Here is a 21,003-nt window from a genome sequence, read left to right on the forward strand (position 1 = left end):
GTTGACGGCTGTTCACCAGGCCGCCGCTTCGGTGTCGGTTCTAGCAGGGCGTCTCGACGACCCGCAGCTTTGGCCGGCGTAGGCGCTCCCGCCGGAGCGCGGCGATGGTCGCGGCATTCGCGCAGTACTGCTGATAGGTCAATTCTGCTTCGTCGCGGTCGAGTTTGCGGCGGCAGTGCTGGGTCATCGTGCAGCTCGCGCAGACGACCGCCATGTCGCGCATCACGGCCGGTTGCAGACGGGTCAGGCGCTCGGCGTCGAGCCCTGCGGCGGCGAGAAGCCGTGGCAGGAGCTCGTTCTCGGACGCATCGCGCGAGGCGAGATTGTAGAGATCGGCCTGGGCGACCGCGACGTCGCTGGCCAGCTCGCGCAGGCCGTCGCAGCTGAGCGCATCGAGCTCACGACGGGCGAAATGGCGCTGGCGCCAGCGCTGGGCGAGTTCGGAAAGATGCATGGTTTCCTCCTCTTGGAACCCAGCATCCACCAGCTGACGGTGCGGAACATTGTTCTGGCTCAAATCCAGGAATGATCGCGCCATCGGTTTCCGGGCCGTCGGCGCAGGTGCCACGCGCTTCTTTGCATTTGCACTCGATCAAAGAAGGGCGGCGCCATGCAGGGTAGGACGTGATCGGGAACAGTCAGTTTTTCGGAGCTTTCGATGCAGGGCGCGCACTACGCGGACGAGCGGCTTCCGCGCTACACGAGCTACCCGACCGCCCCGCATTTCAACGCCGGGGTCGACGCCGAAACCTATGCCAGCTGGCTGAAGGCGCTGCCGGCGGGAACGACGACCTCGCTCTATCTGCACGTGCCGTTCTGTCGCTCGATGTGCTGGTATTGCGGCTGCCACACCACGGTCGCGCTGCGCGACGGCCCGATCGTCGACTATCTCGCCGTGCTGCGCAGCGAGATTGCGCTGGTCGCAGCGCAGCGTTCGGCGCCGCTCGACATCCGTCACATCCATTTCGGCGGCGGCACGCCGACGATCATCGAGCCTGAGGAGTTCGTCGGGCTCGTCGCGCTGCTGCGCGAGCATTATGCCGTGCACCCTCAGGCCGAGATCGCCGTCGAGATCGATCCGCGCCGGCTCGGGGCTGGCATGACGGCGGCGCTCGCCGCGGCGGGCGTCAACCGTGCCAGCCTCGGCGTGCAGAGCTTCGATCCGGCCGTGCAGAAGGCGATCAACCGCATCCAGGGCGTCGAGCAGACGGCGAGTGTCGTTACGGGTCTGCGTCGCGCCGGCATCGAGGAGGTCAGCTTCGATCTGATCTACGGGCTGCCGAAGCAGACGCTGCAGTCCTGCCGCGACACCGTCGAGCAATGCCTCGCCATGCGGCCGGACCGGTTCTCGATCTTTGGCTATGCCCATGTCCCGGAGTTCAAGAAGCATCAGCGCCGTATCGCGGTCGAAGACCTGCCGGATGGCCAGGCGCGGCATGAGCAGGCCGAGGCGATGGCGCAGCAGCTCGTCGCCGCCGGCTATGTCCGCATCGGCCTCGACCACTTCGCCCGCCCGACCGATGCGATGGCGCAGGCTCTGGCGCAGGGCCGGCTGCATCGCAATTTCCAGGGCTACACCACCGATCGCTGCGAGGCGCTGATCGGCTTCGGCGCCTCGGCGATCGGGCGCCTGCCGCAGGGCTTCGTCCAGAACGAGGTGGTGATCGGGCGCTATGCCGAGCGCGTCGCCGACGGCACGCTGCCGACCGGCAAGGGCTATCGGCTGACCGCCGAGGACCGACTGCGGGCGGCGTTGATCGAGCGGGTGATGTGCGACCTCGCAGTCGATATCGACGCGGTTTGCGATCGGCACCCGGTCGACCGTGGTGTCCTGGCTCCGTCGCTCGCCAAGCTCGAGGACCTGTCGCGCGATGGCCTGATCCGCTTCGATGGCAGCCATGTGCTGTTGCCCGAGGACGCGCGCCTGTTCGTGCGCAAGGTCGCCTCGGCCTTCGACGCGCATCTCGACCAATCGCAGCGCCAGTTCAGCCGCGCGGTCTGAGCTGCCGGGAGCATGCTGCGCTTGCTCGGAACCACTTCGTCATCCCGGAGCGCCGCCGCTTCGCGGCAGCCGGGATGACGGGGCGTTCCGCACGGAGCGGAAAAGCTATTCGCCAGCTGTGGCGGGCATTTCTCCCTGCCAGGCGAGGGGCGCGATCTGGTCGAGCCCGAGGCCGAGCAGGCCGATGGCGCGCAGGGCGATCTGGTCGATGATCGCGGCGATGTCAGGCGGCCGCAGATAGAAGGCCGGGACCGGCGGCGCGACGATGGCGCCATATTCGGTGACCTGCGCCATGGCGCGCAGATGGCCGAGATGCAGCGGGCTCTCCCTTGCGATCAGGACCAGGCGGCGGCGCTCCTTGAGCTGCACATCGGCGGCGCGCACCAGCAAATTGCCGAGCTGGCCATAGGCGATGGCGCAGAGCGTATGCATCGAGCAGGGCGCGACGATCATCCCCGCCACCGGGAAGGAGCCGCTCGCGATCGAGGCGCCGATATCGCAATGGTCGTGATGGACGTTCGCGCGCGCGAGCGCCCGTGCCAGGGCGTCGGGACCGACCTCGGCGGCGAGCGTCCGCTCGGCCGCGCGCGAGACCACGAGATGGGTCTCGACCCGGCCGGAGGCCGCGAGCCGCTCGAGCACGCGCAGCCCGATCGCCGCGCCGGATGCGCCGCTCAGCCCGACGATGACGCGCAGCGGGCGGCTCGATACGGTGGGGGCCGTCGGCAAGGCGGCGGCGGGTGGAAGCTGATTCATGGTGCGGCTCCGGGAGGAGTTGCGAGGCCGAACGAGGGCCAGAGCGCGTCGATGCGGGCGCTGACCTCAGGATCCATCGCCATCGGGGCGCCCCATTCGCGCTCGGTCTCGGGCGGTAGCTTGTTGGTGGCGTCGATGCCGAGCTTGCCGCCGAGGCCGGGCTTGGGAGAGGCGAAGTCGAGATAGTCGATCGGCGTGTCGGCGATCGTCACGAGGTCGCGGCTGGCGTCCGAGCGGGTCGCGACCGCCCACATCACCTCAGCCCAGTCGCGCGGGTTGATGTCGGCGTCGACCATGATGATCAGTTTGGTGTAGCTGAACTGCGGCAGCATCGACCACAGGCCGAGCATCAGCCGGCGCGCCTGGCCGGGATAGCGCTTGGCCATGGCGACGACCGCGATCCGGTAGGAGCAGGCCTCCGGCGGCAGCCAGAAATCGACCACCTCCGGGAACTGGCGCTGCAGCAAAGGCAGAAACAGTGTGTTCAGCGCCTCGCCGATGCGCGAGGGCTCGTCGGGCGCGCGTCCGGTGAAGGTCGAGAGATAGAGCGGCGCCCGGCGCATCGTCACCGCCGTGACTCGCATCACCGGGAAGGGCTCGACCGCATTGTAGTAGCCGGTATGGTCGCCGAACGGGCCTTCCGGGGCGGTTTCGTCGGGCGAGACCAGCCCCTCGATGACGATCTCGGCTGCAGCCGGCACCGCGAGCGGCACGCTGACGCAATTCGTCAGCGCCGGCCGCTCGCCGCGCAGCAGGCCGGAGAAGCGCATTTCGGAGACCGTCTCCGGCAGCGGCAGCACGGCCGAGAGGATCGTCGCCGGGTCGGCGCCGATCACCACCGCGACCGGCATGTCGCGACCGAGCTTTCGCCATTGCGCATGATGGCGGGCGCCGCCGCGATGGGCGAGCCAGCGCAGGATGGCGCGGTCCTTGCCCAGCACCTGCATGCGATAGACCCCGAGATTGCACTCGTCCTCGGGCGTGGGCTCGGGGGGCGCGGTGATGACCAGCGGCCAGGTGATCAGCGGCGCGGGCTCCCCTGGCCAGCAGGTCTGGACGGGCAGCGCCGTCAGGTCGATGTCGTAGCCGCGAAACACCTGCTCCTGCACGGGCGCCCGGTTCTCGCCGCGCGGGCGCATGGAAAGTGCCGCGCGCGCCAGCGGCAGCGCCTTCCAGGCTTCGGCGAGGCCCCGGGGCGGGCGCGGCTCGCGCAGTTCGGCGAGGGTTCGCCCGAGGGCAGGCAACTGCCCGGGCGTGCGGCCGAGCCCCCAGGCGACGCGCTCGACCGTGCCGAACAGATTGGTCAACAGCGGGATCGGCGAAACCGTGCCGTCCGGCCGTACCGGGCGCTCGAACAGCAGCGCCGGTCCTTCCTGCGCGATGACGCGGCGATGGATCTCGGTGATCTCGTGCACGACGCTGACCGGCTCGGCGATCCGCCGCAGCTGACCGGCATCGTCGAGATGGGCGAGGAAGGCGCTGAGGTCGCGAAAGCGCGGCAGTTCACGGATGGGCAAGGGCAGGGGCTCCGGTTGCCGCACCATGCTCCCGCGCATTCCTCCTCGTCTTTGCGGTGGCGCAACGACCTGACGGGTCTTTGCGGCGATTTTGCGGGCAGGAGGAGATCGATGCCGAACAGCGCGACGCCGAATGCAGCACCACCTGGACCTCTGGTCCTGCCGCCCTGGCTCACCCACGCCATGGCACCGCTGCCGCTTGGGCCGCTGCAGCCGCTGCTGGCCTTGACGCTGTCGCGCATCGGTCGCCTCCACCCCGATCTCTACGGCCGCCTCGGCGAGCACGCCGAGAAGCGCTTCGGCATCGAGCCGACGGATCTGCCCTTCGCCTTCGTGCTGGAGCCGCGGCCGGAACGCCCGCAGGCGCGTGCCGTCCGCCGGCTGCCGGCGGGACTCGACGTGCGGATTCGCGGCCCGCTATCCGGGCTGATCGGCATGGCCGAGGGCCGGCTCGACGGCGATGCGCTGTTCTTCTCGCGGACCCTGTCGATCGAGGGCGACATGGAGGCGACGCTCGCTCTGCGCAACGCGCTCGACGACGCCCGGCTCGATTTCGGCACGCTCCTGCTCGGCTGCCTCGGTCCGCTCGGGACCCGCGCCGCCGCGTTCCTGCGCCGGCAGACCGGACAGGCCCGGCCTGCGCAGGCCGCACCCGGAGGCTCGTCTTGGAACTGATCTGCCCCGCCGGCACGCCGGCGAGCCTCGAGGCTGCCGTGGAGGCCGGCGCCGATGCGGTCTATTGCGGCTTCCGCGACGAGACCAACGCCCGCAACTTCCCCGGCCTGAATTTTTCGCGGGACGAATTGCGAAGGGGCATCGCCTTCGCGCATCGCCATGGCGTCAAGGTGCTGGTCGCGATCAACACTTTCGCGCGCGCCGGGGCCTTCCAGCTCTGGCAGTCCGCGATCGACGATGCCGTTGCCGCCGGCGCGGATGCCCTGATCCTCGCCGATCTCGCGACGCTCGCCTATGCCGCGCGCCGCCATCCCGGCCAGCGCCTGCATGTCTCGGTGCAGGCGGCCGCGGCCAATCCCGACGCGATCCGCTTCTACGTCGAGCGCTTCGGGGCGCAACGCGTGGTCCTGCCGCGCGTGCTCGGCGTGATGGAGATCGCCTCGATCGTACGTGAGACCGCTTGCGAAACCGAGGTCTTCGTCTTCGGCGGCCTTTGCGTAATGGAGGAGGGGCGCTGCTCGCTCTCCTCCTACGCCACCGGAAAATCCCCGAACATGCAGGGTGTCTGCTCGCCGGCTGGCGATGTCGCCTATGCGCAGCAGGGTGGACGCATCGTCTCCAAGCTCGGCGGCTTCACCATCAACGCCTTCGAGAAGGACGAGCCTGCCGGCTACCCGACCCTGTGCAAGGGCCGCTTCGTCACGCCGAAGAGCACCGGCTACATCTTCGAGGAACCGGTCAGCCTCGACGCCGGCGTGCTGCTGCCGGCACTGCGCGATGCCGGCGTGACGGCGTTCAAGATCGAGGGCCGCCAGCGCGGGCGGGCCTATATCGCCGGGGTCGTCCGCTCCTTCCGCGACATTCTCGCGGCCCTCGATCAGGGCCGCAGCGCGCCGGTGACGGGGCTCGCCGCCATGTCGGAAGGTCAGGCCAACACGGTCGGCGCCTATCGCAAGGCCTGGCGCTAGAGCATCCGACCGAAAAGTGGAACGCACTTTTCGGGAAAATCGGATGCTTCGACAAAGAGATAGCCCCTTGGCATATCAAGGAAACTGCCGATGCAACTGACCCTCGGCCCCGTGCTCTACCACTGGTCACCGGAGCGCTGGCGCGACTTCTATTATCGCATCGCCGACGAGGCGCCGGTCGAGACGGTGGTCGTCGGCGAGGTCGTCTGCTCCAAGCGCGCGCCGTTCAAGCAGGATCTTCTCCCCGATGTAATCGAGCGGCTCGAGGCGGCCGGCAAGCAGGTTCTGCCGGCCTCGCTGATCCTGGTCTCGCTGCCGCGCGAGCGCCGCCAGAGCCGTGAGCTGATGCAGGCCGAGGACGCTATGGTCGAGATCAACGACCTGACCTGCCTCGCCTCGCTGAACGGCCAGCCCTTCGCCGTCGGCCCCTTCGTCAATGTCTATAATGAAGGCGCCGCGAGCTTCCTGGCGGAGTGCGGCGCGAGCCGTATCTGCCTGCCGCCGGAGCTGCCGCTGCCGGCCATCGCGACGATCGCCGCCGCCCTGCCACAGCTGGCGATCGAGGTCTTCGCCTTCGGCAAGGTGCCGCTGGCGATCTCGGCACGCTGCTACCATGCCCGCGCCCATAAGCTGACCAAGGATAATTGCCGCTTCGTGTGCGAGGTCGATCCCGACGGGATGCCGGTCAAGACGCTGGACGGCGCCGGCTTCCTCTCGGTGAACGGCGTGCAGACGCTCTCGCATGGCTGCGCCAGCCTGCTGCGCGACATCCCGGCATTGCGCGAGGCCGGCGTCGCCTCGCTGCGGCTTTCGCCGCAGGGCTGCGACATGGTCGCGGTCGCCAGGTTGTTTCGCGATGTCGCCGATGGGCGCCTCGATGCCGGGGAGGGCGAGCAGCGGCTCGGCGAGCTCTATTCCGAGGTGCCGTTCGCCAACGGCTTCCTGCATGCGGTTCCCGGGCATCTTCGGGTCGGGACGGGCGTCTGAATCGCTGGCGGGCGCGGAAAAAGGAGGCGGGCATGAACGGCGGCCAAGGCGGAGTAGCGCGTCCCGGCTTCGAGCCGGCCAGCCGAACGACGCCGGCGAGCGAGCTGATCGGCCGCCTGCGCCGGGTGCTGCGGCCGGAGGACCTCGACTGCGCCTGCCGCGAGCGGCTCGACGGCGCGCTCGAGCGCTTCGACCAGCTCGAACGCCGGCGCGAATCCCGCCGGCAGTTTGCCAAGGCGCGCGATCACAAGGAGCGGATCGCCGCGCTGCTCGGCTTCCTGTCCGATCTCGACTCGCTGACCGAGGCGGAGAGCGACCGCAGCGTCTTCGAGGAGATGGCTCTGCTCTTCGCAGAGATCGGTCGCAGCGCCCAGGCAGGCGCGGCGGCGCTGCGCGAGCTTTAGATCGCGCTTCAGGTTTCTGGCCCAAGCGATTCCACAAATGATGAATTCCCGCTCCTTGCGCGGAATTTGGGCGCGTATGCGCTGTTCCCGATCAGGCCGGGCCGCAATCCGTTCCATCTTTGACTTTTCGCAAAGTCGCGTGCGCTGCCGCAGTTAATGTTGCGGTGCAGCGAGGGGCTGACGAACCCGCTGCGCTGAAGGAGAGAGAAGATGTTCAAGATGATTCTGGCCGGCGCGTTGATGACCCTGGCTGCCGCCGGCGCGAATGCGGCGGAAGTCGAGGTCAAGATGCTCAACAAGGGCGCTGCCGGGGCCATGGTGTTCGAGCCGGCGCTGATCAAGATCGCGCCCGGCGACACGGTGAAATTCCTGCCGACCGACAAGAGCCACAATGCCGAGAGTATCCCCGAGATGATGCCGGCTGGCGCCACGCCCTTCATCGGCAAGCTGAACGAGCAGGTCGACATCACCTTCAAGGAGCCCGGCGTCTACGGCATCAAGTGCAAGCCGCATTACAGCATGGGCATGGTCGCGCTGGTCGTCGTCGGCGAGCCGACCAATCTGGAGCCGGCCGCGGCGGCCAAGCATCCCGGCAAGGCCAAGACGGTCTTCGCCGATCTGGTGGCCAAGGCGAAGTGAGCCGGCCGCGCGAATGCGCTGCCGTCCATCATCGAACGCGTGAACAGAAGGCGCGGCTGGCCGGCCGCGCCTATTGCCGTCGGGAGAACCATCATGGCGCCCATTCCGCGACTGCGCTCCTATGAGGGGCCGGCTCTGCTCTCTTATGGTTTCCGGCCGTTTTTTCTGCTCGCGGCCTTGCAGGCCGGTCTGACGATCCTGGTCTGGCTGCCTTTCGTCACCGGACATCTCGCCATTCCGACGGCCTTCGGGCCGATCGACTGGCACATCCATGAAATGCTGTTCGGCTATCAGGCCGCGGCGATCGGTGGCTTCCTCCTGACCGCGATCCCGAACTGGACCGGCCGGCTCCCGGTCCAGGGCACGCCGCTGCTCGTCCTCGTCCTCGCCTGGCTCGCCGGGCGCATCGCCGTCTCGGCCTCGGCCTTTATCGGCTGGCGCCTCGCCATGGCGGTCGATGCACTCTTCCTGCTGCTGCTGGCCGCCGCCGCGGCGCGCGAGATTCTGGCCGGCCGCAATTGGCGCAATCTCAAGGTCGTCGTGCTGGTCGGGCTACTGCTCGCCGCCAATCTTTCCTTCCATCTCGAAGCCGGGCTAACCGGGGGCGCAGAAATCTCCCGCCGGCTCGCCATCGCGGTCGTGCTGATGCTGGTCGTGCTGATCGCCGGGCGGATCGTGCCGAGCTTCACGCGCAACTGGCTGGCGCCGCGCGGCGCGGGGCGACTGCCTGTGCCTTTCGCAGGCTTCGATAAGCTGGTGCTCGCCGCCAGCGCCATCGCCCTGGCGCTCTGGGTCGCGCTGCCGGACGCTTCGGCGAGCGGTTTTGCGCTCGGGCTCGCGGCCTTGCTCAATCTGGCCCGGCTGGCGCGCTGGGCCGGCGACCGCTGCTGGCGGAACCCGCTGCTGATCATCCTCCATGTCGGCTATCTATTCGTGCCGGTCGGCTTCGCGCTGACCGCCGCCGCGAGCTTCGGCCTCACCGGTACCGGCGCCGGTCTTCACGCCTGGACCGCCGGCGCCTTCGGCACGATGACGCTCGCGGTGATGTCGCGGGCCAGCCTTGGCCATACCGGCCGGCCGCTCGTCGCGACGGCGGCGACCCAGGCCTGCTATGTGCTCGTCGTCATCGGCACGGTCGCGCGGATCTGCTCGGCGCTCGGCCATGGCCCGGCGGCGCTGCTGCATGTTGCGGCGCTGTCCTGGTCACTGGCATTCCTGGTGTTCGCGCTGGCCTATTGGCAGGTGCTGACCGGCGCCCGGCTCGGCCCGAAGGCGCCGTCCGTCGCACAGCAGGCGTGATCCAGATCCCTGCGAATAGCGCGCCGCTCCGGCGGCGCGCTATTCGGCGTTCTCGGCCAGACGGGTCAGGGCAGGTGCATCGCAGACCACCAGCCTCTGGCGTCCGCCCTCGACCAACCCTTGTGTTTCCCAGGCGCTGAGAATGCGCGAGACCGTGTGCAGCGTCGTGCCCGTCATCTCGGCGATGTCGCGGCGTGAGATCGGGAAGTCGACGCGCATGCCAGTCTCGACACGCATGCCGGCCTGCTCGACCAGCCGCAGCACCGCATGGGCGACGCGGCGCTCGACCTCCTCGGTCGACATCTCGCGGATGCGGGTATGGGCCTCGTCGAGGCGCTGGCCGATGGTGCGGATCGCGCTCATCGCGAGCTGCGGATTGTTCTCGACGAAACCGTCCCAGGATTCGGTCGGCCAGCTCGCGACCAGGCTGTCGACCGCTGCCGTTGCGGTGCCGGGATAATCGGGGCGGCCGAGCGCGCGGGTGAAGCCGAACAGATCGCCGGGATGGACGACGCGCACGATGATCTGCTGCCCGTCGCGGGTGACCTGCGTGACCTTCAGCCGGCCGTGCAGCAGGAGATAGAAGGCCTTGGCCGGGTCGCCCTGCTCGAAGACTGCATCGCCCTGTGGGACACGGCGTGCATTCGCCTGCGCCGTCATGCGGTCGAGCTGCTCGTCGCCCATCGCCGCGAACAGCGGAATGCTGCGCAGGACGCTGCGGTCCATTCCCACGATATCGTCTTTCCGTTTGGCGAGGCGGAGGTGCCGCCCGCGAGGAAGCCTCCGGACCCGGTCGGCGGCGCCGGATTTGAGCGCAACCATCGGCGGCATTCAAGCCCGCGCTAAGCCGCCAGCGCGATCCGCAGCCCAGCGAGCGCGCACAATAGCGCCGCATAGCCGATCAGTGCGCCGGCGAGCGCCCGACTCTCCTGCTGCAGCCGCATGAAGCCGATCACGAGGAGCGCCGCCTTGATCAGGCTCAAGACGGCGATGGCCAATCCACGCGGCAGCGGCGCAAGCAGCATGCTGGCGATGAGGCCGAGCCCGGTCGCCAGAAGCAGGGCGCCGAGCACGAGGGGGAGCGGGAGGTCGCGAGGGGAGGACATCTCACCCCAGATAGATGACGGGCAGGATCAGGAGCCAGACGAGGTCGATCGCGTGCCAGATGACGGCAATCGTCCCGGTCCGGCGCGGCGTCGGTCGCCAGGCGATGGCGAGCATGATCACCGCGACGAAGAGCACATGGGCGAGATGGAAGCCGGTGATCAGGAAATAGAGCTCGACGAGACGGCTCTCCACGGCCGCGATGGTGGGGATCTCATGGCTGTAGGCGACGAGCTTGAGCACGACGAAGCCGAAGCCGCCGAGCGCGGCGGCTACGAGGTTCCAGCGCGGCGGCGAGCCCAAGGCGGCGCGGGCGGCGAAGAAGCCGCTGGTCAGCAGCACCGCCGTGGCGGCGCCGGCGAGCGGCAGGTCGAGCGCGCCATGCAGTCTTGCCAGCGCTGGCGGGTCGAGCAGCCCGAGGATCAGGAAGGAGACGAGAAACGCGCCGAAGACGGCAAGCTCGCTCCAGACTAGGATCCAGAGCAAGAGCTCCATGCCGCCTTCGCTGGTCGGCTGGCCCGCGGCGAGGCGGGCCGGCGGAGTATGTGCGTTCATGCCGGCAGCAGCCGGCGCAGTCCGGCGGGAACCCGATCCTGCCAGCGCTGCTCCTTGACCAGCCGGAAGCCGAGATTGTCCGGCGGGGTGCCGACCGAACAGCCACCGCTCTTAGGATTACGGATGAACGAGGTCATCACGGCGCGGTGCTGGCCCTCGACCACATAGGCTCCGCAATTCTTGGTCTCGCCGGTCAGGCGGCCTCCAGCATCGAGCGTGACGCGCCGCAGGCAGCTCTGGGTCCATTCCCAGACATTGCCCGCCATGTCGTGGACACCATGCTCGTTGGCGCCGAAGCTGCCGATCGGCCGCGGCACGGCGTCGCTTGCCGCCTTGCGGGCCGCCTCGCGGTCGTAGTCGGCGAGCCAGCGCCGGGCGGGATTGGTGTTCTCCGGGTCGAAACCGCGCGCATCGTCGATGAAGCGCGTGCCGGCGGCGTGCGCCCATTCCCGGTCGGTCGGCAGGCGCCAAGCCATTCCGGTCTCGTGCGACAGCCAGCTGGCGTAGTCGCTGGCATCGCCATGGCTGACGCCGGTCGCCGGCAAGTCGCCGCGCGCGTTCCTGGCATCGAGCGGCTTGCAGGCGCCGGCCGCGACGCAGCGTGTGTAGTCGGCCACCGTGACCTGATAGCGCATGATCACCAGCGGCTTGTCGATCTGGACGGAGACGCGTGGCGCGTCGACCGGCCGCCCGGCGCGCAGATACTCGCCGTCGAGGCGGTGCGTCATCGTCATCGGCGGCACGATGGCGGTCTGAGGCAGCGGTATCAGCGACGGCGCGGTGCGCGGCTGGGCCGCGAACAGAAGAGCGGCTGCGCCAGCCATGAACAGGAGCCCGAGCGAGGTCGTCAGCGCGGGAAGTCCCATACGCAGCGTCGTGGCCATCTTCGGCTCCTGTCGTGGAAGGCATAGGCCTCCCCGCCGGAGCGGGGAGGCGGTGGCCGGTCAGATGCCGACCGGCGCGACGATCTGCTTCATCAGATCGTCATTCCACTCACCCTCGACCTTGAAATGTCCGGCGGCGCCGAGCTCGAAGGCCTCGATCAGGTTGTGGTTGACGTAGGCGTAGATGCCCGGCTGCAGGAAGGTGTAGAGCGCGGCTCCCGCGCAGCCGCCGGGGATGAACCAGGTCTCGAGGTCCCGCTCCGGCGGGTTGCGGAACTTGCCGGTCGCCCAGACATAGTCGCCATGGCCGCCGATCAGATGCGGGCGGGTGTCGCGATTGGCCTGCGAGTGGACGATCAGCACGGTCTCGCCGACCTTGGCGGTCAGGGCTGCCTTGCCGGTGAGGGCACCGACCTTGCCGTTGAAGACGACATGGGTCGGGGTCAGGGTGCGCATCGCCTTGACGACGTCGTCATGCGACTCGCCGACGCTGGCATAGCGCTTGAAGTTGCCCTTCTCGTCGCGCGGCACATAGAAGTCCTGCTCGCCGACATAGTAGACCTTGTCGTACTTCAGCGCCTTGCCCTGATGGTCCTTCAGCCCGTCGCGCGGCAGCACCATGATGGCGCCGTTCATGCCGGCGGTGACGTGCCAGGGCACCATGCCCGGAGGGGCGCAGTGGTAGACGAAGACGCCCGGCCGGGTGGCCTTCCAGCGCAGCACGACCTTCTCGCCAGGGTTGACCTCGGTCAGCCCACCGCCGCCGAGCGCACCTGTCGACGAATGGAAGTCGATATTGTGCATCAACTCGTTGGTTTCGGCGTTGATCAGCGTCAGCTCGACATAGTCGCCCTCGTGGACGACCATCAGCGGGCCGGGGACGGTGCCGTTGAAGGTGAAGGCGAAGGTCTCGGTGCCGGCGTCGTCGAGGACGATCTTCTTCTCGTGGATCGTCATCTGGAATTCGACGAGCTTCGGACCGCCGGTGGCGATCTGTTCGTGCGCGTGCACGAACGGAGGATCGACCAGCTTCGGCTTGACGCGCGGCAGCTTGGCCACATCGGTGGCGCTCGCCTTGGTCATCACGCCCTGGGCCTGCGCCGGTGCGGAAGTCGCCGCCTGGACGATCGCCCCGGTGGCAGCTGCTCCCGCCAGAATGCTGCGGCGGGTCAGTTTGAGCTCTTCGCCCATGGCTTGTCTCCTTGCAACGACCGGACATCGACCGGTCATGAAGACTTTAGGGCCAGGGCAAAATCGCTCTTTGTTGCAGCACAACATTTTTGACGATCATGCTTGAGCCGCATGATCTCTGCGTCATTCGGCGGCGATCATCGCCGGTTCCCAGGCCGGCTCGTAGGTCAGTGCCACGTCGACAGAGGTGATCCCGTTGATCGCGCCGGCTGCGGCCGCTACGGCCTCCTTGAGGAAGCCGGCCAGCGGGCAGCCGCGGGTGGTCGTCGTCATGGTGATGGCGACGGCGCCTTCGGGTGTCGCTGTGATGTCGTAGATCAGGCCGAGATCGACGACGCTGCGGTCCATTTCAGGGTCGAGCACGTCACGCAGCGCGATCTCGACCAGACGTTCCAGCGGGGCGCTCATCAGTGCGCGCTCCCGCCGCCATGGCGGACGAGCAGGCGATAGGTCGCGCCGGCCTCGTCGAAATTGCCGGCCCATTCATGCTCGCGCTTCGCCAGCTCCGGGAACAGGAAGACCGGCTCGCGCGCCAGCAGGGCGAACAGCACGTCGCCAGCCTGCAGATCCTCCAGCGCTTCCAGAATCCGCACCATCGGCTCCGGCGGATCAAGATCGCGCAGGTCGAGCTCCTCGATCGGAGGGCCCCAGGATATGGCAGAGGGGCTGCTGCCGATGGCGAGGCCCTCGCTGGCGTCCTGCGCGATCGCGACCGGCGAGAAGGTGACCTCCCAGTCGCCGTTGCCGAGGGCGCGGTCGCTCGCGGCGAAGCCGCGATTGGCCATCACGGAGAACAGCGGCACTGGCCGGAACGGCGCGATCAGACGCAGCGACTGGCCGGGCTCCAGCGTGCTGACCGCGTCCATGATCGCCTGAAACGGCTCCTCGCCGGCCCGCAGCACCGGCCTGACGTCAAGCTCGCGGACTTGCAGCGGTTCGGTTGTCGACATGGGGTTGTCTCCTTTCCTCGGCGCGTGCCAGCAGCAGCCGCGGACATTCATGGAAGGGCGGCCGTTGCTCGGCCTTGATTTCGGACAAGCGCCGCACCCTCATCAGCTCGCCGGCGATGCCGGCGGTGCCGAACAGGGCGGGCAGCATGGCATATTGGAAGGCGGTGGCGACACCGGCGGCGAGCGCGACGGTCCCGAGCGCGACGCCGGCATAATAGAGAGTGAACCACAGCCCGGCGCGGGGCATGGCGACGAGGTCGCCGACCCGCGGCGCCGGCCCGCGCCCGAGCCGTGGCGCATAGGTTTCGAGCCAGGTCATGAACGAGACGATCTTCATGAGCTGGGCCAGCGTCAGTCCGCCGAGCCAGCCGAAGGCAAGGAGGAAGGTGAGGGACGCCAGCCAGGCGTCGGGTGCACCGGCGGCGGTAGCGACTGGCAGCAGCGGCAGCCCGATGCCGAGCGCGGCGAAGGCCGGAATACTCGCCAGCATGTTGATCTCAAGCGCTTTCCGCCGGCGCGCGCGGTAGAGGGCAAGGATGTCGCGGCCGTAGAAGGCGCCGGCCAGCGCCAGCGCTGCGAGCGGCGCCACGCTGAAGCCGGCCCCGATTTCGAGCCCAGTGAGCGGAGCGAGCAGCCCGGCGAGCGCAAGGCCGAGCCCGAGACTGCCGAAGATCAGCACGAGTCGAACCTGACCGGCCGGCGGCTCCGGCGCCATCATAAACATGACGAGGAGCCGGTAGCTGACGCCGAAGGCGATCAGGCCGAGCCAGCCGCCGAAGCCGAGCAGGGCATGGAAGGGCAGGCCGTCCGGCAGGAGCGCGATCTCCCCAAGCCAGCCGCCGCTGCCGGAGAGGATCGCGGCGAAGGTCGCGCCGCTCAGCACCGTTGCGAGCAGGCAGGCGAGGCCGACCAGAACGAAGCGCGCGAACAGCGTCACCGGCCTTGCGCTCAGCAGCGTTGCGACCAGCATCAGCCCGAGCAACAGGAAGCCGGCGAGCAGGGTGACGGCGGCGAGCGGCATCAGCGCGACCGGCCAGTCGATCCAGCCGGCGAGGCTGGCGAAACCGGTGCAGAGCAGAAGGAGCCCAGACAGAAGCGCGAGCAGCGCCGGCAGGGCGAGGCCTGGAAAGGCGAGGGGGCGCGCGACCAGCACGGGAACGAACTGGAGCAGCGCGCCCGCCATGGCGAGGCTGAGCCAGCCTATCGCCACGACATGGACGACAATGAGGGTCGCCGGCTCGAGGAGCCCGGCGCCGGGATAGCCGACGCCGGCAATGATGAGAGCCTCGGCCGCCAGCAGGAAAGCGAGCGCGGCCGCGAAATAGCTCATCGTCCAGCGGGACAGAGACGCCATCGGCATGGCCGGGTCTCCCGAGCGAGGCAGGAACATCGGACCGGGCAGGGCCTGCACTTCGGCCGGGCCCGATGCCTAGACAAGGAGAAGGATCGCCAGCCGGCCTCCAGTCGGACGGAGGGCGACCTGGCGGATTTCAGTGGCCGCAGGTGCAGGCATGGCCTTCGTCATGCCCGCCGCAATCGGCGCCATTGGCCTCGCCTCGGCCGATCTCGACCTGCCAGATCTCCGGCCCCTGCACGATGTACGTCCAGCTATAGGTGCCGGGATAGCGCGCCTCGATCTGCCGGCGCAGTGGCGCGGGATCATGGTCGTTGACGATGCTGAAGCTCTCGCCGGGCGGCAGGCGCTCGAGGATCCCGAAGATTGTCGCATGGCGAACGACCGGCGGGATCATGCGGACGTCGAGAGGTTCGAGCGGCATTGTCGTCATGGTGTCGGCTCCGGTAACGCCCCGGAAAATGCGGGGCCCTGACGAGCCTAGCGGCGTTGCGCCTGCGGCAATTTGTCGAATCTCAAAGAGCGCGCAGGCAGCCGCCTCATTGTTCGAGAAACAGCATGGTGGCGATGGCGAGCGACATCAGCACCGCAGCAGTGACGCCACCCTTCTGCAGCACGCCCATGCGGTAGAGCAGCAGCGCCATCACGATGATGGCGGGCGTGGCAACGGCAAGGCCCATCTGGGCATCGGTCATGGCGGGGCTCCTCAGGTTGCCAGCGCGCGGTAGATCGCCGGCAGGGCGGTCGGAAGGCGCTCCAGCTTCGAGACCACGGCATGGCCGTTGCGCCCGAACAGATAGGGGATGTAGGCGCGCGACTCGCGGTCGACCGTGACTGCAAAAACGCAGATGCCGGCGCGGCGCGCCTCGATCACCGCCATGCGGGTGTCCTCCATGGCAAAGCGTCCCTCGTAATGGTCGATGTCGTTAGGCTTGCCGTCGGTCAGCACCAGCAGCAGCTTGCGGCGGTCGGGGCGGGCCTTGAGACCGGCCGCAGCATGGCGGATCGCCGCGCCGATCCTCGTGTAGTAGCCCGGCTTCAGCGCCGCGATGCGTGCCTCGACCGCCGGCCCCATCGCCTCGTCGAAGCGCTTCAGCGTCTCGATCCGCACCCAGTCCCGGCGGCGCGAGGTGAAGGTCAGGATCTCGTGCCTGTCGCCGCAGGCGGCGAGGCCATGTGCGAAGACGGTGAGCGCCTGCTTCTCGACATCGAGCACGCGCAGATCGTCGAACCAGGAATCGGTCGAGAGCGAGACGTCCATCAGCGTCGTGACTGCAAGATCATGCGCCTGCGGCCGGCTCGCGATATGGATGCGGTCGCTCCCGGGGCCGCCGGCGGCGAGGTCGGCCTGGCGGCGCACCACCGCGTCGAGATCGAGGTCGGGGCCGTCGATCTGGCCGCGCTGCGGCTCGCGCAGGGGACGCAACGCCTCGAACTGGCGGCGCACCTGCCGCACCAGCGCCTGCGTCGCGGGATCGGGCGCCGGCGCGGCGACTTCCCGCCCGGCAATGGCCGACAGCACGCGGCAATAGTCCTCGCGATAGCTGCCGCTGCGAAAATCCCATTCCGGATAGGTTACGGGGCCGGCCAACGCCGTCTCGTCCATCGCCTCCGGCGGCAGGTCGAGGTCGAAGCGGAAGCGTGAGGCCGGGCGGCCCTTGCGCTCGCTCAGCACCATGTCGTCGAGCTCGTCGGCCGCCTCGGGATCGTGTTCGTCGCTGTCGTCGGAAGGGCGGTCGACCGCGACCATCTCCGACATCGCCAGGATCTTCTCGAAACGGTTCAGGATGAAGGGGCTGCGCTCGCTCCAGGCTTCCGCGGTCTCGTCGCGGCTGGCGGCATAGGTCTTCATCTCCTCCGCGGCGGCAGGCTGCGCGCCCGGAAGCGGCCTGTCCTCGTCATTGCGACGCGAGCGCGCGAGCTTGCTGGCGCAGGCGAGCGGCCAGAGCGGAACGTCGAGCGCCGGCAGATAGCCGGGCGGCGCCTTCGCTGGCCAGTCACCGGCCCGGATCGGCAGCTCTTCGCCACGCAGTTGCGCCGTTATCAGCGCTTCGACCCTGGCTTCGGTTGCCGGCAAGCCGGCCCGCCTGCGGGTTTCCAGAGTCGCCGTGGCGAGCCGCCGATAGGTCGGAGCGAGTCCCGGGAACGTCGCCAGGACATCGCCGACCAGCCGCTTGGCCGTGGCAATCAGGGCGAGATCGCGATGCAGCGGGTCGGTTTGCGCGATCGGCTGCGGCGTCATCCGCGCCATGCAGGCGGTTAGCCAGACATAGAGGTCGCGGTTGAGGGCGGCTTCGGGGAAGATCGCGATCTCAGCCGGCAATTGCAGGCTGTCGGCGGCGCGCAGCGCCTGCGACAGGCGTTCTTCGCCGAGGCCGACGCGCTGGCGCAGATTGAGCCGGTGGGTCGCGGCGCGCTCGCGGGCGGGGACGATCCTGACGCCGGATTCGCCGCCGAAACCACGGAAGCAGACGGCGAGCGCCGGCGCCATCGCGGCCAGGCTCACCGCCGCCTGCGGGTGATGCGCCAAGCTGCCGGTGTCGCCTACCAGCTTGTGCCAGAAGCGCCCGACGGTTTCCTCGAGCTCGAGGAAGTCCAGCATGGCGCGCTCCTAGCCGAGGACCGCGCGGGCGACCTCGACGAGGCCAGCACGCACTTCGGGCTCGTCGGTCAGCGGCTCGATGATCGCCGCCATCACCGCCTCCTGCCGCGGCAGGCCGGCTGCGATCAGGCTCGCGGCATAGACGATCAAGCGGGTCGAGACGCCTTCCTCGATGTCCTGACCCTTCAGGCCGCGCAGCCGTCGGGCGAGATCGACGAGCGGCGCGACCGCGCTTTCGTCGAGCCCGCTTTCCTGCGCCACCACGCCGATCTCCTTGTTGCGTGGCAGGAAGTCGAAGCTGATCGAGACGAAGCGCTGCCGGGTCGACGGCTTCAGGTTCTTCAGAAGGTTCTGGTAGCCGGGGTTGTAGGAGACCGCGAGCATGAAGGCGGGTGGCGCGCTCAGCAGCTCGCCGGTGCGCTCCAGCGGCAGGATGCGCCGGTCGTCGGTCAACGGGTGCAATACGACGGCGACGTCCTTGCGGGCCTCGACGATCTCGTCGAGATAGCAGAGCCCGCCCTCGCGCACGGCGCGGGTCAGCGGCCCGTCGACCCAGACGGTCTCGCCGCCCTTGAGCAGATGCCGGCCGGTCAGGTCGGCTGCCGACAGATCGTCATGGCAGGCCACGGTGAAGAGCGGCAGGCCGAGGCTCGCCGCCATATGGCCGATGAAGCGGGTCTTGCCGGAGCCGGTCGGCCCCTTGAGCAAGAGCGGCAGCCGCTTCTCCCAGGCCTTCTCGAACAGGGCGCGCTCATTGCCGGAGGCGCTGTAGGCGGGAATGTCGAAGCCGTCGGCGGGTGGAGCGGCGAGGGGCGGGGGCGAGATCATGTTCATCGTCTGAAGTCCCTGGGAAACATGCGGTGGAGGCCCGCCGGCCTGGGCCGGCGGGCCTCAGCGTCATTCCGCCGGCTGGGCGAGGCCCAGCGCCTGCGGCTCGCGCTCGCGGCCGGGCACCAGCACGGCCCAGGCGAACATCAGCGCGGCGATCACCACCAAGACCCCGGAGCCGAGCCGGACCCAGTAGAACAGGCCGAGCTGGTCCTGGACCTCCATGAAGGACTGGCCGAGGACGCGCTGGAGATGGGTCTGCACCACGCCGGCGAAGGTCAGGGCGAAGGTCATCACCATCATCGCCGGCACCATCAGCCAGAAGCTGACGATCGAGAGCCACTGGTTGTACGGCGCCCGGTTCTTCAGCTCGGGAATGGCATAGGCCATCACCGCGAGGTTCAGCATCACATAGGCCCCGAAGAAGGCGAGGTGGCCATGGGCGGCGGTGAGCTGCGTGCCGTGGGTGTAGTAGTTGGTGAAGGACAGCGTGTTCAGGAAGCCCCAGATACCGGCGCCGATGAAGGCCATCACCGAGCAGCCGATCGACCAGAGCAGCGCCGCGCGGTTGGGATGATTGCGGCCGGCCTTCCAGGTCATGTGGACGGTGAACATCACCATCGTGAAGAAGGGGGCGACCTCCAACGTCGAGAACAGCGAGCCGATCCACTGCCAGTATCCGGGCGCGCCGATCCAGTAATAGTGGTGGCCGGTGCCGAGGATGCCGGAGAACAGCGCGAGGCCGACAATGACGTAGAGCCACTTCTCGACGACCTCGCGGTCGACGCCGTTGAGCTTGATCATCAGGAAGGCCAGAACAGAGGCCATGATCAGCTCCCAGACGCCTTCCACCCAGAGATGGATGACGTACCACCAGTACATCTTGTCGAGGGCGAGATTGATCGGGTTGTAGAAGGCGAACAGGAAGAAGATCGCCAGGCCCCACAGGCCGAAGAGCAGGATGTTGGTGACGGTGGTCTTGCGGCCCTTCAGTGAGGTCATGGTGATGTTGAACAGGAAGATCAGCACCACCACGACGATGCCGACCTTGATCGCGAAGGGTTGCTCGAGGAACTCGCGGCCTTCATGGATGCGGAAGAGATAGCCGACCACCGCGACCGCCGCCGCGATGAAGAACAGCCAGAACTGAATGACGGCGAGCTTCGTGCTGTAGAGCTCGGTCTGCGCTTCCTCGGGCAGGAGGTAATAGGTCGCGCCCATGAAGCCGAGCAGCAGCCAGACCACCAGCGCGTTGGTGTGGATCATGCGCACGATGCTGAAGGGCAGGAGCTCGGACAGCGTATTGGGCAGGACATAGATCAGCCCGGCGAGGGTTCCGAACGCCACCTGCGCGACGAACAGCGCCAATGCTCCGTAGAAGTAGAGCATCGCGACGCTTTGGGTCTTGTATCTCGTTGTGTTGTAGCCACTCATGGCTCTCTCCTGTCGCGCTGTCTCAACCGGCATCGTTGGGCGGCCACTTCTGGGTCTTGATCCGGCTCGTCCATTCCAGGAAATCGGCGAGATCGTTCAGCTCCTGATCGGTCAGGTTGAACTGCGGCATCTGGCGCCGGCCCTCGATTCCGGTCGGCTGCGCCGCCATCCAGGCCTTCAGGCTCTCGCGTGCGCCGGCATGGTCCTTGTCGCCGCCATAGCGCTTCCAGACATTGCCGAGCTCCGGCGCGAAATAGGCGCCTTCGCCGAGCAGCGTGTGGCAGTTGATGCAGGAGTTGCGCTCCCAGACATGCTTGCCGCGTGCGACCGCCTGGGTCAGCGTCGATTCATCGGTCGATTGCGTCCGGATGAACCAGTGGCTGTGGGCCGTAAGGCCGACGAAGATGGCGAAGAAGAAGATCGAACCGCCATAGAAGACGTTTCGCGCCCCCGCCTTTGTCAGACGTTCGGCCATGCATTTCCCCTTCCGCTGAATAGCCGTTGCGGCGGCTGACCGGCGATGGCCGGTGCCGCGCTCCCCGTCCCGTCGCGGAAGGGAGCGGCCTAGCGATAGCGGGTCGCTTGCGGGGCTTGTTTGCGCATTGGCAAACAGGAAGCGCACGGCGGCTAGCTGAAGCTCATGCAGCTTCGTCGCCGGGGCACCTGCGCCGGAACCTCGCGCGCGGTGGCCCGTTGGTCCCGAGAGGAGACAAAAGCATGGCCAATCAGAGGACACCTTCGTTGACGGACGCGCCGGCGGCTTACCGGACGGCCCAGCGGCCGGGGCAGTCCGGCGCGCCAGAGCAGAGGCGCAACGGGCCGAGCCCGCTGTCCCAGCATCCGACCGGGCCTCA

General features: G+C 68.3%; 24 protein-coding genes. 7 read left to right on the forward strand and 17 right to left on the reverse strand.

Annotation, left to right across the window (positions count from 1 at the left end; genetic code table 11):
- Positions 1–40: 40 nt before the first annotated feature.
- Positions 41–454, reverse strand: a complete 414-nt coding sequence (locus DK26_RS17605) for a DUF6455 family protein (protein WP_066475195.1) — start codon at positions 452–454, stop codon at positions 41–43.
- Positions 455–658: 204 nt separating this feature from the next.
- Here DK26_RS17605 and hemN point away from each other — a divergent pair, with 204 nt between their 5' ends.
- Positions 659–2,002, forward strand: a complete 1,344-nt coding sequence (gene hemN, locus DK26_RS17610; protein ID WP_066475197.1) for an oxygen-independent coproporphyrinogen III oxidase — start codon at positions 659–661, stop codon at positions 2,000–2,002.
- A 105-nt stretch (positions 2,003–2,107) separates the two neighbouring features.
- On the opposite strand, the gene DK26_RS17615 is transcribed toward hemN, so the two are convergent.
- Positions 2,108–2,758, reverse strand: coding sequence for a UbiX family flavin prenyltransferase (locus tag DK26_RS17615; RefSeq protein ID WP_066475199.1), 651 nt, complete (start codon positions 2,756–2,758; stop codon positions 2,108–2,110).
- Positions 2,755–4,275: a UbiD family decarboxylase gene (locus tag DK26_RS17620; protein ID WP_248310010.1), complete on the reverse strand. Its 1,521-nt coding sequence runs from the start codon at positions 4,273–4,275 to the stop codon at positions 2,755–2,757. The genes DK26_RS17615 and DK26_RS17620 overlap by 4 nt, the downstream gene beginning before the upstream one ends.
- A 111-nt stretch (positions 4,276–4,386) precedes the next feature.
- Between DK26_RS17620 and DK26_RS17625 the strand changes: the two genes are divergently transcribed.
- The 6 genes from DK26_RS17625 to DK26_RS17650 all read left to right on the forward strand — a co-directional run bounded on the left by DK26_RS17625 (position 4,387) and on the right by DK26_RS17650 (position 9,247).
- On the forward strand, positions 4,387–4,950 hold the full coding sequence (locus tag DK26_RS17625; RefSeq protein WP_066475207.1) for an SCP2 sterol-binding domain-containing protein: 564 nt from the start codon (positions 4,387–4,389) through the stop codon (positions 4,948–4,950).
- A complete protein-coding gene (locus DK26_RS17630; protein ID WP_066475209.1) occupies positions 4,941–5,918 on the forward strand; it encodes a peptidase U32 family protein in 978 nt (325 codons plus the stop codon). The genes DK26_RS17625 and DK26_RS17630 overlap by 10 nt, the downstream gene beginning before the upstream one ends.
- Before the next feature lie 90 nt (positions 5,919–6,008).
- Positions 6,009–6,905: a U32 family peptidase gene (locus DK26_RS17635; protein WP_066475215.1), complete on the forward strand. Its 897-nt coding sequence runs from the start codon at positions 6,009–6,011 to the stop codon at positions 6,903–6,905.
- A gap of 32 nt (positions 6,906–6,937) precedes the next feature.
- Positions 6,938–7,309: a hypothetical protein gene (locus DK26_RS17640; protein ID WP_248310011.1), complete on the forward strand. Its 372-nt coding sequence runs from the start codon at positions 6,938–6,940 to the stop codon at positions 7,307–7,309.
- Positions 7,310–7,519: 210 nt separating this feature from the next.
- Positions 7,520–7,948 (forward strand): pseudoazurin, encoded by a 429-nt coding sequence (locus DK26_RS17645; protein WP_066475218.1) that lies wholly within the window; start codon positions 7,520–7,522, stop codon positions 7,946–7,948.
- Between the two features lie 93 nt (positions 7,949–8,041).
- The gene (locus DK26_RS17650) at positions 8,042–9,247 is read left to right on the forward strand and encodes an NnrS family protein (RefSeq protein WP_066475220.1); all 1,206 of its coding nucleotides are present in this window, start codon (positions 8,042–8,044) and stop codon (positions 9,245–9,247) included.
- Positions 9,248–9,286: 39 nt separating this feature from the next.
- On the opposite strand, the gene DK26_RS17655 is transcribed toward DK26_RS17650, so the two are convergent.
- The 14 genes from DK26_RS17655 to DK26_RS17715 all read right to left on the reverse strand — a co-directional run bounded on the left by DK26_RS17655 (position 9,287) and on the right by DK26_RS17715 (position 20,624).
- Entirely contained in the window at positions 9,287–9,979 is a 693-nt protein-coding gene (locus DK26_RS17655; protein WP_066475599.1) for a Crp/Fnr family transcriptional regulator, read from the reverse strand.
- A 110-nt stretch (positions 9,980–10,089) separates the two neighbouring features.
- Complete coding sequence (locus DK26_RS17660) at positions 10,090–10,353, reverse strand: hypothetical protein (RefSeq protein ID WP_066475222.1); 264 nt, start codon at positions 10,351–10,353, stop codon at positions 10,090–10,092.
- Between the two features lies 1 nt (position 10,354).
- Entirely contained in the window at positions 10,355–10,906 is a 552-nt protein-coding gene (locus DK26_RS17665; RefSeq protein ID WP_066475229.1) for a hypothetical protein, read from the reverse strand.
- Positions 10,903–11,790: an SUMF1/EgtB/PvdO family nonheme iron enzyme gene (locus tag DK26_RS17670; protein WP_066475230.1), complete on the reverse strand. Its 888-nt coding sequence runs from the start codon at positions 11,788–11,790 to the stop codon at positions 10,903–10,905. Before DK26_RS17670 ends, DK26_RS17665 begins: the two co-directional genes overlap by 4 nt.
- A gap of 60 nt (positions 11,791–11,850) precedes the next feature.
- Complete coding sequence (gene nirK, locus DK26_RS17675; RefSeq protein WP_066475233.1) at positions 11,851–12,981, reverse strand: copper-containing nitrite reductase; 1,131 nt, start codon at positions 12,979–12,981, stop codon at positions 11,851–11,853.
- A gap of 123 nt (positions 12,982–13,104) precedes the next feature.
- Positions 13,105–13,389 (reverse strand): metal-sulfur cluster assembly factor, encoded by a 285-nt coding sequence (locus DK26_RS17680; protein ID WP_066475234.1) that lies wholly within the window; start codon positions 13,387–13,389, stop codon positions 13,105–13,107.
- Positions 13,389–13,931 carry a DUF2249 domain-containing protein gene (locus DK26_RS17685; protein ID WP_066475236.1) on the reverse strand — a complete coding sequence of 181 codons (543 nt, stop codon included), beginning with the start codon at positions 13,929–13,931 and terminating at the stop codon, positions 13,389–13,391. The genes DK26_RS17680 and DK26_RS17685 overlap by 1 nt, the downstream gene beginning before the upstream one ends.
- Positions 13,894–15,291: a hypothetical protein gene (locus tag DK26_RS17690; protein WP_066475238.1), complete on the reverse strand. Its 1,398-nt coding sequence runs from the start codon at positions 15,289–15,291 to the stop codon at positions 13,894–13,896. Before DK26_RS17690 ends, DK26_RS17685 begins: the two co-directional genes overlap by 38 nt.
- A 130-nt stretch (positions 15,292–15,421) precedes the next feature.
- Complete coding sequence (locus DK26_RS17695; RefSeq protein ID WP_066475240.1) at positions 15,422–15,718, reverse strand: DUF2249 domain-containing protein; 297 nt, start codon at positions 15,716–15,718, stop codon at positions 15,422–15,424.
- A 106-nt stretch (positions 15,719–15,824) separates the two neighbouring features.
- Positions 15,825–15,980, reverse strand: coding sequence for a hypothetical protein (locus tag DK26_RS29395; protein WP_184231634.1), 156 nt, complete (start codon positions 15,978–15,980; stop codon positions 15,825–15,827).
- Between the two features lie 11 nt (positions 15,981–15,991).
- On the reverse strand, positions 15,992–17,887 hold the full coding sequence (locus tag DK26_RS17700; RefSeq protein WP_066475241.1) for a VWA domain-containing protein: 1,896 nt from the start codon (positions 17,885–17,887) through the stop codon (positions 15,992–15,994).
- Between the two features lie 9 nt (positions 17,888–17,896).
- A complete protein-coding gene (locus DK26_RS17705) occupies positions 17,897–18,721 on the reverse strand; it encodes a CbbQ/NirQ/NorQ/GpvN family protein (RefSeq protein WP_066475245.1) in 825 nt (274 codons plus the stop codon).
- A gap of 63 nt (positions 18,722–18,784) precedes the next feature.
- Positions 18,785–20,149 (reverse strand): cbb3-type cytochrome c oxidase subunit I, encoded by a 1,365-nt coding sequence (locus DK26_RS17710; protein WP_066475247.1) that lies wholly within the window; start codon positions 20,147–20,149, stop codon positions 18,785–18,787.
- A 22-nt stretch (positions 20,150–20,171) separates the two neighbouring features.
- Complete coding sequence (locus tag DK26_RS17715; protein WP_066475248.1) at positions 20,172–20,624, reverse strand: cytochrome c; 453 nt, start codon at positions 20,622–20,624, stop codon at positions 20,172–20,174.
- Positions 20,625–21,003 lie beyond the last annotated feature (379 nt).

It is taken from the genome of Allobosea sp. WAO (assembly GCF_001509835.1).
Lineage (GTDB): Bacteria > Pseudomonadota > Alphaproteobacteria > Rhizobiales > Beijerinckiaceae > Allobosea.